Source organism: Sporosarcina contaminans, assembly GCF_042679045.1.
Lineage (GTDB): Bacteria > Bacillota > Bacilli > Bacillales_A > Planococcaceae > Sporosarcina > Sporosarcina contaminans.
Map to the genome: position 1 here is coordinate 48,721 of NZ_JBHTLT010000044.1, position 15,908 is coordinate 64,628.

Sequence of the window (15,908 nt, forward strand, 5' to 3'; positions counted from 1 at the left end):
AATTTATGCGTAAGTGGATTCGTTAATCCTTTTCGAACGATTTTTGCGCATAAGGTATAATCCTATCGTACTATAAATGTAAAAGGCACCAGATACTTGCGAGTTGCAATCGCGAGCATCTGGTGCTTTGCCGTGTTTAATCTGCACCTGCTCCACCGCCGCCATCTCCTCCATCGGAGTAAAAACCTCCGCCATCAGAGGAACTGCCACTGCCGCCTTTGCTTCCGAATGAAGAGGCAGGGCTCCAAGTTGAATAAGCGAAGTGAAGCGGGTCTGTTTGTAATGCGAAAAGCGGAGCCAATGGGTATGAGTCTGGCAAACTTCCGCTTAGTTGCGGGAGTTTTTTCTTCGATTTATTCAGCAAATATGCCCGCGCGATCCAGCGGTCGATGTCTTCCTTTGGAAGGTGGGGTGGAATGCCGAATTTCGTCCGTAGCCTAAATTTCGAAATGCTCATTTTTGTATAGTATGCTGTCAATGAACTTGGAATTGCTTTTGGGATAATAGGGTAGAGTATAGCACCTATGATGAGTGCAAATAGAGTCGCGTTCGTCAAGTCTTCGTCCGCGGTTTGTGCACCTGTAAAAAACAATCCAATAAAAAGTACGACTGCAGGCCACTTTTTGCCGGGATTCGCGATAAACAAAAAAGTCCCAATGGTAGTGACAATAGCAGGAAACGCAATTCCTAAGGCACCTGCTCCGTCCGCGTAAAATGCAAATGTCATAATCATTGTGATTAGGAAAAAGACCGACAATTTCAATCCTTTTGAGAGCCTTGTCGATAGTGCTCCGGCTTCTTTCATAAGTTTCAGTACCATCCGATGCCATTCTTCGTGATTTTGTTGGAAGTTCATTTGCTTACGTATTTGCGCATGACTTCCTTTTACTTTTTCAACTGAAGGTCCTGCCATATCATGCAAATGGAATTTGCGATAGCCAGCACGCCCTTTGAACAGCCAAGTGATTAAATACTGTTCATGCGGCAAACGTTTTTCTTTTGAATGATTCAGTTGTTCATTTTGTTGAAGATGAAAGACTAAAGTCTTTTCGGGCGCGTCTTTCTCACCTTGAAAACGCGTTGCCGAATCAGCCATTTCAACTTTGACAAGCCCTTTTTCAACGAGCGAAAATAAGCCGGATAGAAAGATTTTTCTATTGAATTTCCCATTCTGATCGACAAATGCCAAATACATCGGGTCTGTCTGCAAAACTAGTTCAATGTTCCCGAATAAAGGAATCAACCGCTGTCTCATTAAAAGAGCTATAACGATCAGTACGATGAATGCCACTTGTAATCCATCCGCCAATTTTATCGCAACAGGAATGTTCGACCATCGAAGAGAATTCTTATCGATTGTATCTTGTTCTTGCTTGATCGCTTCCTCGATTGGAATCGGTGCGGGAAGCTTCTGTTGCTCGCTCATTATGGCCGATGGGAAAAACATCCGTGTTTTAGTATCTGTGTACGCAATCGACTTCGCTGTATAAAATGAAATGCCGTTGCGGTAAACCTTATCCACGACTCCTTTACGGTCATGGATAAACCCATAAATTTGATCTTTCCCGACATCACCGGGCAATGCGTATGAAATATGCAGTTCATTGTAGTCTTCATCGTGATTTTCGCCATCTTCAAAATAAGTGACGGCAAGATCGCTATATGTATCGTAAGACGTTACTGCATTTTTCATTTTATAAGAATAGAGGACAGACAGCGTTTCATTTTTTGCTCGAATAGAAGTTGAATAAGTATTGCCTTTAACAGTAACGTCCACTTGCGACAAGATAGAACCATCAATTTCCCCGACAACTGGATTTGGATCATTAAGGATATATGCTTCAAAGTTTGTAATTTGCCCAATATGCTTTTCGGGGAATGAACGTGTTAGCCTTGAAAATGAGCCATCAAATGTATATGTAAACACTTCATTGACTAACATGTCTCCGTCCGATTGCACCCAGCCCCGTATTTGCACTTGATCTACCGTGAACGATTTCGCAACTGCGTTGGCAGGAAAGAATAGGAACAGCAGTAAAACAAAACTGAAAATTTTCTTCATCGGATCCCCCCTTTTGATTGTCATACGAAGAATTTCTGAATGGGTTTCAAATGTAGGATAAAACAGGAGGTTCGGCATGTTTTAGAAGCAGTCGGTTAGTTATTATTGGGTAGATCAGTTGCACACATTAAAAAAGGTGTTCCAAGTCCAAACGGTTGGAACACCTTTTCATTATACTTGTGGTGGAAGGATGGATGGGGGATGCATATTGTCCTTGCCTTTTGCAGTTGTGGATACGTTGTCGTTCGGCTCTACTGCAGCCATTGCGCTGTTCGCACCGACGCTTGCGGTAAACATAGCAGCAAGCAAAAGGATGGAAAGCTTTCGTTTCACGATTTTTCATCTCCTTTCACAAAGTGATACAAACTAAATTCATCAGCTTTTTCGTAATTTCCGAGTGAGCGATGATAGTTTGCTAGTTTCCAAGCAATGCTTCTTGCTTCTCCTATATAACCATGTTTGACGAAAAAAGGGAATGCAGTTTGTTCACAATAATCTAAAAGTTCTTGTTGGGATAATTTCATCTTTCTAAAGTACGTAATTTGGATTGTTGTATACGGATCTTTTTTCCTATCGTTTGCTTCTTCTAAATGTGCAAGCAAAGATGAAATATCCATTTCTGCTTCAACAGATGTATGCAATAAATGAATCAGAACGGATTTGTAATAGTCAGTGTCAGGTTCAACGATTGATTTCAATTCCGATAAAAGCTCATGTGCAGAATGATGGAGTCCTCTTCTGTTTTGGAGAACAGAATAATTGTAAAGAGCACCTTGATACAGCGAATCAATTTCCATCATTTTGGAATTCCGAAGCACGATTTTAAATAAGTCATCTGCCTGCAAAATGAAATCCCGATGCGTGTAGTTGATCGCTAATAAGATTTGCGCATGCAGTAAACGGATGTAATTACAAGTCTGCTTGTAATGATCAACGGCCAATTCGGCATAATAGGATGACTCTTCATACAACGTTCTCATATGCAGTAAGTAGGCTTTTTGGTAAAACAGTTCTCCTTCGAACAAGTACGGAATCCTTTCTTTGGATTCTCTAATTTGCTCAAGCCGTTTTTCCGCACTCTCTATGTTTTGTGAGAAGATATCATACATTAAGTAAATGACTTCGGAGACGTTTTTTTCATAGTCGTTGAATGATGGCTCCAAACGCTTTAGAATTGTTGTTTGCTGTTTCGCGCGTCGTACGTCTTGTTTGAATAAATAAAAGCGCAATTTATACAGCTCGTACCGATTTACTAAATCCGTTGATTGGAAATACTCTTCGTTTTTGTCGAGCTCTTCGTACAGCGTTTCCATCGATTTTAAATCGTAGTAAACGGAATAGGAAATAAAGGTTTCCAATTTTGCATTCCACATTTCGTATATATCCATTTCCTGCTGCCACTCAATGCCCATCCGATTAAATAACTCATTTAGTGTTTCACTGTGAGGAATGTATTTATTTGACTCGATTTTACTTAAATGGGAGACAGAACAGATCCCATCGCAAAGTTCAGCTTGAGTCAGATTGTTTTTCATGCGGTAATATTTTAGGATGGATCCAACATTCAAATTCGTCACCCCTTTGATATGTAGCTATTCAAACGGTACCATGTCTTCTTGCTGAATACATGAGAAAACAGTCCCAGGGGAGTGAGGGACTGTTTTCGTGCCTAATATATGGGAATTGATTGAAAGTTATGATTAACGTACTCTTGCAAAGCCAAACCCAGAAGCGATATCATCTCCTATTCCTGCGTAATAGCCGCCAAGAATATCATAAGATTTCGCCCGGTTTTGTAAGTTTGCACGCAGCTGTGCATTCGTGAAGCTTGGATTTTCTGCCCAAACTTTTGCTGCCAGTCCTGCAACATGTGGCGTCGCCATTGATGTTCCGCTAATTGTAGCATACCCGCCATTGTACCAAGTTGAGAAGATGGATGTGCCTGGGGCAGACAATTCAATATCTCCTCTTTGGATGACGTAGTCGCCTGCACTACTTGTATATCCACGGGATGAAGAATTGGCAACTCGGTATGTGCCGTTTTCTAAGCGATTTTCAAGATTCGCTACTGCGATAACTGATGGTAATGCTGCGGGATAATCGATTGAACCTGGGGAGTAGCCATCATTTCCTGCAGCCGCGACAACTAATACGCCACGATCATTTGCGTAGTTGACCGCATTTGTAATCAACGAACTTTCTCCATTCGAGCCGAGGGACATATTGATGATAGCTTTCACACGTTGCGAAGATGCCTGATCTGCTACGTGGCGGATTGCATTTGCAATATCATCGGCATAGCCGCTTCCGCTATCGTTCAAAACTTTATATGCCCAAAGCTTTGCGTTTGGAGCAACTCCATAAACACCTTTCTTGTCGTCTCCGCCATCACCTAAAGCGGTTCCGGCTACATGAGTGCCATGTCCATTGCGGTCGGTACATGTATTGTTTACGATTGGAGCTTGTTGTGTGAAATCCTTACACTGTTCGGAGGTGTAATACAAGTCGCTATGATTAACATTAACCCCCGTATCAAGCACTGCGATTCGTATATTGGAGCCGCCGCTCGTTGAAGTTAAATTATTGTCATTATAGATCGCCTTTATTCCCCAAGGAACAGATTGGCTTGCTGCCGCCGCATCTACTTCGTCACTTACTATCAAAGAGGATGGTTCCATTTGAATGGAAAGGATCTCCACCTTTTCTACAGTAATGTGAGGCATGTTTTTCAAAGCTTGAAATTCTTTTTCTGTCACATCTGCAGTGAAAGAATGGTCTTCGAATTCATTGCGTAACTCAAAGCTTTGTTGCAGTTGCTGCACTTCTTGCTCAGAATTTGCCGTGATCAGTACCCGGAACGTTTCGCCCCGATGTTTAATCTGTTCCTCTTTAAAATCGTCGAGGCTGTCTTGTGCAAATACCTCTCCTCCCGGCATGAACATACTTGCTACAATTGCCATTGCCGCGAGCAGTTTGAACGGTTTCTTCATTGCATCTCCTCTTTTCTTAGTCATTTTCAATTACAACTTTAATGTAGCAAAGACTAAGAATTTATTAAATTGGGAAAAAACAATAGAAATGCAAAGCTCTGTGGTGTTGTGAACTCGATCCTACCACCCGTGTTATGGCAGTGGATTAATTCAAAGGGACCAAAAAAGCTCGCCTTTGCTCCGTTGATTGTTGGGCAAATCATGACGGCCTATTTAGATTTACCTATTAATAAAACGTTAAATTATGATTGGGAGCGTTTCGTTAAGATTGAGTAATAGAAGATTTGATTGAAAAAGATGGATATGTGCTATGAGAGGAAAGAGGATATAGATTGTGCATGGGAGCCGGAGTATAAATTTAAAAGGAGCATCCATTTTATGGCTGTGACATATGAATTGCCATCTATCATTACATCATTGTGCCGAATGTCAAAAGAGATATAAGGGTACACCACACATCCGACGAGTAATAATTAATTTTGAAAATATGTTATAGTCTGAATACGAAAAACTATTTTACGGCATTACTACTTAAGCTTGTCTCATTGAATACAAATGATTTAATAGAAAATGGGATGTTAATGAACAAGACTTTTTCTTTTTACTTGTCACAATGGAGCTAATTTATTTAATGGGCTGTTGAATTCCACGTAACAGCTACGTAACAGGGAGGGAAAAGTATGAATAATATCTGGTCATTAATGTTAGTAGTAGTAGGATTGTTTCTTTCTACGGTTATTTTTTCTCCTCTTAATATACCATTTTTGATGAATTGGTATACATTTTTTATCGGGATTTTACTCTATATAGTAGGGTTTTCGATGGGAATTGTAGCTATTAAAAACAAGGAAAAAGGTTTCCTTAAGTATATTACAGTGCTTTCGCTAGTGATTTTTCTAATAGTAATATACTTTGTTTTTTCATTAGTGGGTCAAGTGTAAAAAAGAATCGAGACTACTCTTCTCGATTCTTTTTTTATAGTAAGGTATAGATAATCTACAATGATGGCTTTATAAAGGATCCTTCTTTCTGATAAGGTTTTGGGTAGTGACTTTATTTTATCAGAAGTGGGTCCTTACTTTTTTCAAAAGTAATCAAAGCCGGTGAAACTTTACTCGTTGTAAAATTTCACCGGCTTTTTGATAACAGAGGAGGGTTTTGCCCTATCCTTTTTGTAGGGTGCCTATAGAAGTTATAGCACTTTGCCTGTCATCGCCCATACGGACAAGGAAGTCATATCCGAACGATTGATGAGACGGTGGGGGGTCGAGCTTTTGAAACGGATGCTGTCTCCCTCTTGCAAGACATGCTCCTTTCCATTAAGCACGATCGTCAATTCACCTGAAAGGACAAAGCCACATTCTTCTCCCGTATGCTCGACAAGCTGCCGATCTCCCTGTCCGGGTTCTAATCGAATCATAATCATTTCGATTTCCCCTTCGTTGATGGGAGTTAGAAGCTCGTATTGTGAATTTGATTGTGGAAAATGAACAATCTTGCGCTCGTGTTTCCTGACGATTTGTGTCGACTGCTCGTCTTCCCCTAATAGTGCAGAAATGGACACACCGAGACCTTTACACAATTTATAGAGTGTCGTTAAAGTTGGATCTGCATTCCGTCTTTCAATTTGGCTAATCATGCTTGGACTTACACCAGAGCTATCCGCAAGTTGCTGCAATGAGTAGCCTTGTTCCTGCCTAAGCTTTCTAACTTTCCTGCCATCAAACATGGCAATCACTCCCTATCGTACATGATGTAAGTTGTTTGGCAAAGGGGAGTACATACACCCTGTAGCATATGCTTTGTCATCTTTCATTACATCATTGTACCAAACCATAAACCTAACGTCGTTCCAATATAGTTGCCGATAATATATCCGATTGTACCGACGACAAGGATTGGCCCGATCAGATTTTTCCAGCCTTTTGCAATGGCCATAGCGGCTGCAGTCGTTGGGCCGCCGATGTTCGCATTACTTACAAGAAGGATGTCTTCCAGATCGTATTTCAACAATTTACCTGCACCTAACGATACAATCATATTGATGATAACGATGATTGCAACGAATAAAAGGAGCAATGGCGCATTTTGGATAATAAGCGGAATTGATGCGGGAACTCCGATTACGACAAAGAACAAATAGATGAGCAAAGTTCCCATTTCCTGGCTGCCATTAATGCTTTCGAAATAACGTGGAAATAGTGCAAGTGCGATGAACGTAATTGTCGTCAGTACAAGATAGTTATCCCCGAATAGCCCGTTTAACAAGTTGAAGAAAAACGATACGTTGTCTCCTGACGGAATGATGCCATCAAAAAATGCCGCTATTTTAAACGAAACCATTACTAAGAAGAATGCAGTACCGATTGAAAGGGCCATATCTTTTAAAGAAATATCTTTTCGTGACCAAAAGCTTTCCGCCAACGTTTTCCCGTCGGTATTATTCGAATTGCGTTCGACTTCCAATACATGTGGCGTATTAAATCGCTTTCTAAAAAAATGCATTGTCGGAATTGTCATGAGAACGACAAAATAGAGAGCCATCATTAAGTTATCTGCAACGACTGTAGCGGAAACCATCTCACCGGGTGTCTCAAATTTCCCTGCCATTGCAGCAAAATTCACTCCACCTCCAACATAGGATGCGCTCATCATTGCTCCGATCTTATCCAAATAGGGGATATGATCTTTTAGCAAGAAGAAGCTTATGATTGTTCCAGCAACCGTACCAATCGAACTGATTAAGAAAATAATAAGCATTTTTCCGCTCTCTTGCCAAATTCGTTTGAAATTGACATGAAATAAAAGCAATGGGATTGCAAGTGGTATGATGAAAGACCAAATGGCATCATATACCGGCGAATCTGTTGGAATGACCCCTGTGTTTGATAAAATGATTGCCCCGATGAGTGCAATAATCGCTCCTGAAATCTTACTTGCCCATGAGAAACGTTGTTCTAAAAAAATGCTGACTGCTGCCCAAACGACGATGATACCCCAAAGAGTGATATAATCGTCGGGCTTGATTAGCGTCTGTTCCATACCCATTCCCCTTTCTTATTTTATTGCATATGATGTTTCACGAAACGAAATGCATTGCCGTAGCATATATCATTTAATTCCATTTCTGAAAATCCACGCTTGCGCAGCTTCTCGATTAAGGCAGGCACTTGTTCAACTGTCTCAAGACCTCCTGTGGAGCCAGTTACTCCATCCAGTGAACCATATGGCTGTAGGAAATCAATGAAATCGAAACCGAACGATAGATGGTCCGTTCCGACCAAATCCGCTATGTAGATTGCATGGTCTATGAGCCGATCAATCGTAGGATTGTCCGGATCGATAAATTCATAGTAAGCATTTAGTCCAATGATACCGCCGCTACGCGCAATCGTCCGCAGCTGTTCATCTGACAAATTCCGCTCATTGTCGCAAACTGTTTTTGCATTGCTATGCGATGCGAAAATTGGCCCTTCTGTCATTTGTACAATCCCGTTGAAGGAAGCCTCGTCCATATGTGACACGTCTATCATCCATCTCTCTGATTCCATGAGCTGAATTGCAGATTTTCCGTGTTCAGTAAGCCCTTTTTCAACATCCGTGTGCCCAATTCCTGTCCCGCTTGCGAGGAAATTCTGTTCATTCCATGAGAGGATGGCGTGTCTGAAACCGTTTGCATTCAAAGCTTCAAAAGCATTCAATACTTTTTCTTCTTTGCTCACACCTTGCCAACCCTCAATGAATGACAACCCTTCCAATCCTAAAATAATTTTCACTTTTCTCGACGAAGTCTCAAGATCTGCTGCTGTCCTACAAATATACGCATGTTCAGATTCCAATAAATCCGCCATAACGTGGTGATAAAGAAATTGGAACCGCCCATAAGGATCGCCTCTGAATTGCCGTTCCGTCCAAAATACACATATGACCGCTTCAACGAGCCCTCTTCTCAACTTTGGATAATGAAACCTGTCGAAAACCCGCGTTTCCCCTTTGCTTCTTCGCCAAGCAATGTCCGTGAATAAATCAGAATGGAGATCAAATACCTTCATGGGCACACCTCCTTTCTCAGAATCTTAAAACACATTTATATAATATAATATAATATAAATTTTGCAACTTATTAAAACAAGCTTTTTTTCTGTCTTCCTAAAATGTTTTCATTGTGTTTCGATAAGAGCAATTGAACTGATAAAATGAAGGATGAAACTTTTATCATATTGATCCGTATAAAAAGATATAGAAATGTATGTGTGGGTAGGGTTAAATCCTTTTCTGCAGCAAGGGGATGTATAGGATGGAAGTCACAATGAGCATTGTTTTCTTATTATTTTTGGGTTGTTTTTGTTTCGAATTCATTCGGGTTTTAATTAAAATGAAACAACCTATGTTGTTCCCTGAAACGAAGGAAGAGATGTTAGCGATCCGAAAGCAGCCGCAAAAAGCAGTAAATTTGCCAACAGCATTGCATCAGAAAACAGGTATTCTTCTGAATGCTGTTACGCTTCTTTTTGTTAGTAGCCTAGTCGTTTTTAATTTGTTCAGTAGTAACGTACATTGGACTGCATATATAATATTTATCCCTGCTTTATTAACATTAGGTCAAGCTTGGAATATGTTTGCGATTGTGAAAGATGGAGTGTTGAGCGGAGGGCGGTTTGTCCCCTGGAAACATATACGTTCGTACAAATTTGAGCCGATTGATACGAATCATCGTTTCTATGGATATGCTCCGGAAGTGAACAGTGGATATGAATTGAAAATCGAGACGAATCGACGTTCGATGAGCTGTCTTGTAACTTCGGAAACGGTCAAGGAGAAATTGGTTGAAGTTTTAAATGCGCATTTGAGGTGACAGCACGTAGTCATTTATGCGCATACGGATATGGTTATGCGTGAGAATGGCTTAGTTATTCGCAGTTGTTGAGATGTATGCGTGGTTGAATGGACTATTGTGTTTTAGAAGTCATTTATGCGCGTTTAAAAGGACTTTTTCGTTTTTGAAGTTGTTTTCCGCATCATCGGTAAGACTATCTTTTATAGGTGGCGGTCATTAATATACCTGTGCACGAAACGGATGAGATCGTTTCTTGCACAGGTATTTCTTATGGTAGGAAAATTGTTAGGGGACCATTGTTCTCATGCTCCTGCAGCAACTTGCTAAAACGACCGTTATTTTAATAGTGAAAATCTATTGAACAATTCGTAAAAATAGTGGTAGAATGAATGAACAGTTGGTTTCTGCTTGCTGTGCGTTTGATCCTATTGTTTTTTTAACAAGTTTAAAGGGGGATAGTTATGAAGAATCTGATAGGTAAATGGAATCAAATTAGTTTAGTAAAAAGAATTGTCGTCGGTATTATTATCGGTATCATTTTAGCTTTAACGGTTCCTTCAGCAAGTTGGATCACAATTTTTGGTTCGTTATTCGTCGGTGCATTAAAAGCAGTCGCACCTGTATTAGTATTCTTTTTAGTCATGTATGCTCTTGCTGCACATAAACGGGGCACGAAAACGAATATGAAAACGATTCTTGTACTTTATGGAATAGGGACATTTTTAGCGGGGGTTATTGCAGTTGGTGTAAGCTTTATATTCCCGGTTACACTTACATTGACAACAGGCGCTGAAGGGCTTACACCGCCTGAAGGCATCGGCGAGGTCCTGAAAACATTGCTCTTCAACCTAATTACAAATCCAGTAGATGCTATCATAAATGCTAATTATTTAGGTATTTTAATGTGGGCAGTCGTTCTTGGGCTTGCATTGAAAAGTGCAAGCCAAACGACGAAAGATGTTTTAGGCAATTTATCGGATGCAATCACAAAAGTCGTAAAATGGGTGATCAATTTAGCGCCAATCGGTATACTGGGTCTCGTTTTTGAAGCGATTGTCACAACTGGTCTTTCTGCGCTCATGGAATACGGTAAATTAATTGTAATTTTAGTTGGCTGCATGTTGTTTATTGCGCTGGTTATGAATCCGTTAATCGTCTATTTCTATATCCGCAGGAATCCGTATCCTCTTGTTTTCAAGGTGATAAGAGAGAGCGGGATTACAGCATTCTTTACAAGGAGTTCAGCTGCAAATATTCCTGTAAATATGAAATTATGTAAAGACCTTGATTTGAATGAAGATACGTATTCGGTATCCATCCCGTTAGGCGCAACGATTAATATGGCTGGTGCTGCCGTGACGATTGCGGTACTCACGCTTGCTACAGTTCACACGCTCGGTATTGAAGTCGATTTCATGACTGCGCTGCTGCTCTCTGTCATTGCGGCTGTCTCTGCTGCTGGTGCATCAGGTGTTGCGGGTGGGTCACTTCTATTGATCCCGCTGGCATGTAGTTTGTTCGGAGTCCCGAATGATATTGCCATGCAAGTTGTTGGAGTAGGCTTTATTATTGGTGTTGTTCAAGATTCTTTCGAAACTGCACTGAATTCATCGACTGACGTCTTGTTCACTGCTACAGCTGAGTATGCCGAAGAATATAAAGACAGCAAAGTAGGTAAAACCGTTGCTATGAAATCATAAAACGTAAGGGTGTTGTTTCTCACACAGTTATGCAACATTCAATATGCGGTTGCTATCGGAAATAAAGGTTGTCCGTAAGGTAAGTGATCATTTACCTTATGTGACAACCTTTTTTTCTTTGGTTGGGTAACTGCGAATATGAGTGGTGCTGTGTCGAAATGAGCGAAATTCGAGAAGCTTGAGCATGCTGTTTAGAAACGAACGCTGCTGTCGAAGAACAAGCAAACTAACATATTGATTTCCTGCTTTCGTTGAACGGGGATTTTGAAAAACAGTCGTAAATAGTCAAATTTTTGTCTTTCTTGACAGCTCCCACTCTTTTCTTCGTTCTTTAAAAAATATCCATCCAACAAATAGAGTGACTGCCATCATAATCAAATAGACAAGTGCTTCCCAAGTCATAAATGCCTGAAAGATGTCTTGAAAAGAAGTACCACGGATAAATACATCGTACGGATTTGCATTGCGGTATGTGATTGGAAGTTTATCCCCAATGTCGTATTGATGGTAAGTATGTCTGGTGACGTCTTTGATCACTTGAAAAGTGCGCCCTGCCTCATCTTTAAAGGCAACAGACAGTTCATAGGATGAATCCTCGTATTTGCGGAATGTGAAATGGGAATCACGGTCGAAAATGATCGCCTCAGTTTCAGTTTTTCCAAAAGGAAGCAATTTCCTAAATAAATTTAATAGGAAACGTCCTATGAAAAACAGAAACACCAAAATTACGACGCCAACAATTCTCCAACCATTTCTTTCTCGTCTCTTTTTCCCTTTCTTTCTCCTTTTCTTTAGCCGTTTTGCCTGCCGATTGTAAGAAGTTTGTTTTTCCATCCTATCCAATATAGGGATAGAGAGCAGCAGTGCGACCAAGCAGCAGAATGCTATAAATCCAAATATAGTAATGCCGAATAGGAAAAACGCGCTGTCGAAAATGAAATCACGGACCGTTGAAAAGTCTGACGGGTGTATCGAGTACCCATCGATTGAATCTCCAACCACAATTTCTTTCTCCTGCATTTTAGAAATCCGGTTAAGGTAAGGGGATTCTTCTCCGTTCGGATAGTTGACCCGCACATAATAGGTAGGCGGCGTGTATAACCCTTTCACTCCTACTTTATCGGTAGTGGACACAGTGACCGGTTCGGCTGAAAATAGATTGTATTCTTCTATGTAGGACGCCGTCAGTCCCCAAGTCAAAAGACTAAATAATATGGTGATAGCTGCCAACCCAGCGGTTTCTTTTATCCACTCCATCTTCTACACTCCCGTCCGTTTTATAGAAACAACTCTCATGGTTGAAAATAGGGTTGAGCCTTAGAGTCGTAAGGGTTTAAGTGTCTTTTGACATGTAAAAACCCACCTGTTATGATTTAAGTGTCGAATTTAAATCAAAAGGGTGGGTTTTTTTCACCCTCACCAGAAGGCGAGGTTTATCTATGAATTCATACCCAAATGATAGCACAAGTATTCCTCGTAATTCAAGAGGTTATCAGGGCGATGGCGTGGAATTTTTGAAAGATGTGAATGGTAACGGCGAGGAACGGGATTGGAAAGGGAAAAAGAAGCGTTCCCTTTTGATGGCTGATCATCATGCGAAAGTCGAGGAATTGACGAAGAAAGCCGAGCATATGTATGATTGCGGGAATTATTTAGTGTTCAAAATGAAGGATGGTCGGCTGAAGCTGTACCAAGCCTATTTTTGCAAAGCGAGGTTATGCCCGTTGTGTAACTGGAGGCGTTCTTTGAAGATTGCTTTTCAAAACAAGAGAATTATTCAGACGGTGAATGAACATGAAAAGGTGAAATGGGTTTTCCTTACGTTGACTGTTCGGAATGTCGAAGGCGAAGAATTGAAGGATACAATGGATCGGATGACAAAGCGTGGAATAATTTTTCCCGTTACGCCAAATTTAAAAAGTCGGTGAAAGGTTATTTCCGTCCGATGGAAGTCACCCGGAATTGGGATAAAGATAGTGAATGGTATGGAACATATCACCCTCATTTTCTTGTACTGTTGGCTGTTCCAAATGATTATTTTGGACGTAATTATATTAAGCAATCTGAATGGACGGATATGTGGCAGCGGGCGATGAAATTGGATTATACGCCGATCGTGCATGTGGCGAAGGTGAAGCCGAAAGCGGAATCGGCTGATTTCGGTGAAGTGGAGCAGGAATTGAAAAAAGTGATTCTTGAACAAAATGCTGTTTTTGAAGTTTCCAAGTATCCGGTAAAGGATACGGACGTGATCAGAGGAAACGAGGTCACGACTGAAAATGTCCAGACGGTAAAGGATTTGGACAAGGCTCTCGCTTACAAACGGCTGATTTCTTATGGGGGTTTGTTGAAGGATATTCATAAGGAATTGAATTTGGGTGGTGCCGAATCTGATACATATTGACGAGGATTCCGATGAAGTTGCGAATGGTGCCATTGATGTGATGGCTTTCTGGCATATTGGTATAAAGAATTATGTGATTAGAAAAGGTTAGCATATTGCTAGTCTTTTTTTTTTACGCTACATTTATATGTAAGGTAATTATTAGGAGGGGTAATAGTGGGCGATTATACAATCGAACGCTTTTTAATTGCGGCTTGTGTGTTTTTATTAATACTATCTGTACTGGTTTGGAGGGAAAGGCGAAGGCTTTTGGTAGGACTGATTGCCGTTGTATTAATTGGCTATTCAATATTCTTTTTTGCACGAGGGCAACTCCTTGAAAAGCAGTATGAGCAATCGATTGGTACTGTTTATGAGTATCTTGAAAGTCAATACCCCGAAGAGGAATGGAATGTAATTGATAGATTGTCGAAAGGACAAATGCGCCAAAGTAATAAAGTAGATATTGTTTTTGCCAATGAGAAAGGTGTCATCTACACCTATAAAATATTGGATGATGGGCAAGTTGTACAATGGGAAATAAATTTAGGCGAAAAACATTTTGATGAAGTAAAACATAATGAAAAAAACTAAGTTTTTATAATGAAGATTCAGTTATTTTATGTTGTTGTTATATACAATATGTGGAAAAGGGGGTTGTTTGATTGAACAAAAAAAGATTTGTTTGGTCATTTATAACACTGGGGTTTATGGTTTTAATGCTCTTAGTCGCAAAACCTATTAACAGTTTTGCGAATGAAAGTGTTTCTAAAGCTATTGAGGATAAAATCAATAAAAATGTTGTGGAGTTTATCTCTACTGAAAAAACATTTTTTGATTTACAGGGAGCAGATTTCGAAGCGGAGTTAGTGCGGGAGCTTTATCACACTGACGATTCAGTATTAGCTTATTATTATCAAGTAAAAGAGAATGGGGTATTGAAAGGTTTTGTACTAGCTTCTGCAAAGGAAAATATAGATTTTATTTTAGAGTACGGGCAGTTCCCTGATAATGTGGATACCAAATACGCTGATGTCTTGTTACAAAACGTAGATAAAAAAGCATATTTTTTAGGCTTAGATTTTATTCTATTTGCAAATAATAAAGTTGAGATTGCAAAGCTTGTTGAGCAGGAAAAAGAAGAGGCAATAGAAAATGGTGAAAGTGTAGAAGTTATCCAAGAAATTAGGAACACTAAACCGGGTGTAGATTTAGAGGAAATGGAGTATTCGTTCAAATCTAATATAAATTCTATATCTCTTAATAACACAGTCCCAGACGAGTATTCGTTAAGTATCACTAGAATATGGCAAAGAGCACAGCATGTTGCTAATCCAAATTCATCCTGCGGACCGGCTAGTGGAGCTATGATAGCAAACTATTATGGGCAAGTTCGTGGATTTAATGTCAGGACTACACCCTATTACGCTAACGTAGGCACGTTTATTAATCATTTATATTTTGACATGAATTCTCTACCAATTGGTACAAATTCATTTTCATTTCTAAATGGATTAACCTTGCATTTGAATCATGATGTGAATCAATGGGAAGGCGTAAGAAACGGTGAGCCAACTTTCGCTAATGTTATAAATGCTATTAATAAACATTATCCGGTTGCATATGTAACTAGGCTTGGTAATGGCGAGGATTATCATTGGAGAGTTATTAAAGGATACAAAAAACCACAGGGGCAAGTAATTTATAAAGACTCTGATGGCGGTGAATCTAATTACGGAGATTTGGTTGCAACTTGGTCATTAATCCAAAACCAAATTACAACTGTCTATTTCCGTATGAAATAATTACCATAAGGGGTAGCGATCGCTACCCTCAGCTTGTTGACAAACGCTCGCATACTGCGTTGCTCGTCTCGCTCGTCCCCTCATGAACCTTAAGTTCTATTCGGGTCTTCGCTCGACTTCGCGCCTTGTCT

13 protein-coding genes and 1 pseudogene are annotated in these 15,908 nt (G+C 40.1%); 6 read left to right on the top strand and 8 right to left on the bottom strand.

The features are described 5' to 3' along the window. Positions 1-136 precede the first annotated feature (136 nt). The 4 genes from ACFQ38_RS09595 to ACFQ38_RS09610 form a co-directional block, all read right to left on the bottom strand. Positions 137-2,062 carry a DUF2207 domain-containing protein gene (locus ACFQ38_RS09595; protein ID WP_381480533.1) on the bottom strand — a complete coding sequence of 642 codons (1,926 nt, stop codon included), beginning with the start codon at positions 2,060-2,062 and terminating at the stop codon, positions 137-139. 171 nt (positions 2,063-2,233) lie between these two features. Then, the gene (locus tag ACFQ38_RS09600) at positions 2,234-2,395 is read right to left on the bottom strand and encodes a hypothetical protein (protein ID WP_336822688.1); all 162 of its coding nucleotides are present in this window, start codon (positions 2,393-2,395) and stop codon (positions 2,234-2,236) included. After that, a complete protein-coding gene (locus ACFQ38_RS09605) occupies positions 2,392-3,630 on the bottom strand; it encodes a helix-turn-helix domain-containing protein (RefSeq protein WP_336822687.1) in 1,239 nt (412 codons plus the stop codon). The genes ACFQ38_RS09600 and ACFQ38_RS09605 overlap by 4 nt, the downstream gene beginning before the upstream one ends. A gap of 132 nt (positions 3,631-3,762) precedes the next feature. Then, positions 3,763-5,052 (bottom strand): S8 family peptidase, encoded by a 1,290-nt coding sequence (locus tag ACFQ38_RS09610; RefSeq protein WP_381480534.1) that lies wholly within the window; start codon positions 5,050-5,052, stop codon positions 3,763-3,765. A 680-nt stretch (positions 5,053-5,732) separates the two neighbouring features. On the opposite strand from ACFQ38_RS09610, the gene ACFQ38_RS09615 reads away from it, so the two are divergent. Beyond that, on the top strand, positions 5,733-5,993 hold the full coding sequence (locus ACFQ38_RS09615; RefSeq protein WP_381480535.1) for a hypothetical protein: 261 nt from the start codon (positions 5,733-5,735) through the stop codon (positions 5,991-5,993). Positions 5,994-6,244: 251 nt separating this feature from the next. On the opposite strand, the gene ACFQ38_RS09620 is transcribed toward ACFQ38_RS09615, so the two are convergent. The 3 genes from ACFQ38_RS09620 to ACFQ38_RS09630 form a co-directional block, all read right to left on the bottom strand. Then, a complete protein-coding gene (locus ACFQ38_RS09620; protein WP_381480536.1) occupies positions 6,245-6,781 on the bottom strand; it encodes a helix-turn-helix domain-containing protein in 537 nt (178 codons plus the stop codon). A gap of 86 nt (positions 6,782-6,867) precedes the next feature. Continuing rightward, a complete protein-coding gene (locus ACFQ38_RS09625) occupies positions 6,868-8,094 on the bottom strand; it encodes a DUF819 family protein (RefSeq protein WP_381480537.1) in 1,227 nt (408 codons plus the stop codon). A 20-nt stretch (positions 8,095-8,114) separates the two neighbouring features. Next, positions 8,115-9,104 carry a dipeptidase gene (locus ACFQ38_RS09630; RefSeq protein ID WP_381480538.1) on the bottom strand — a complete coding sequence of 330 codons (990 nt, stop codon included), beginning with the start codon at positions 9,102-9,104 and terminating at the stop codon, positions 8,115-8,117. A 323-nt stretch (positions 9,105-9,427) separates the two neighbouring features. On the opposite strand from ACFQ38_RS09630, the gene ACFQ38_RS09635 reads away from it, so the two are divergent. Together ACFQ38_RS09635 and sstT are read left to right on the top strand one after the other, a co-directional pair. Beyond that, complete coding sequence (locus ACFQ38_RS09635) at positions 9,428-9,907, top strand: hypothetical protein (protein ID WP_381480539.1); 480 nt, start codon at positions 9,428-9,430, stop codon at positions 9,905-9,907. 443 nt (positions 9,908-10,350) lie between these two features. Beyond that, positions 10,351-11,589: a serine/threonine transporter SstT gene (gene sstT / locus ACFQ38_RS09640; RefSeq protein WP_336825508.1), complete on the top strand. Its 1,239-nt coding sequence runs from the start codon at positions 10,351-10,353 to the stop codon at positions 11,587-11,589. A 285-nt stretch (positions 11,590-11,874) separates the two neighbouring features. Here the strand turns inward: sstT and ACFQ38_RS09645 are convergent, their stop codons facing one another. Further along, positions 11,875-12,846, bottom strand: a complete 972-nt coding sequence (locus ACFQ38_RS09645) for a hypothetical protein (protein ID WP_381480540.1) — start codon at positions 12,844-12,846, stop codon at positions 11,875-11,877. Between the two features lie 407 nt (positions 12,847-13,253). Here ACFQ38_RS09645 and ACFQ38_RS09650 point away from each other — a divergent pair. The 3 genes and pseudogenes from ACFQ38_RS09650 (at position 13,254) to ACFQ38_RS09660 (ending at position 15,777) form a co-directional block, all read left to right on the top strand. Continuing rightward, a pseudogene (locus tag ACFQ38_RS09650) lies at positions 13,254-13,993 on the top strand (protein rep). A gap of 156 nt (positions 13,994-14,149) precedes the next feature. Then, complete coding sequence (locus tag ACFQ38_RS09655) at positions 14,150-14,566, top strand: hypothetical protein (RefSeq protein WP_381480542.1); 417 nt, start codon at positions 14,150-14,152, stop codon at positions 14,564-14,566. Positions 14,567-14,637: 71 nt separating this feature from the next. Beyond that, entirely contained in the window at positions 14,638-15,777 is a 1,140-nt protein-coding gene (locus ACFQ38_RS09660; protein ID WP_381480543.1) for a C39 family peptidase, read from the top strand. The last annotated feature ends 131 nt before the right edge of the window (positions 15,778-15,908 follow it).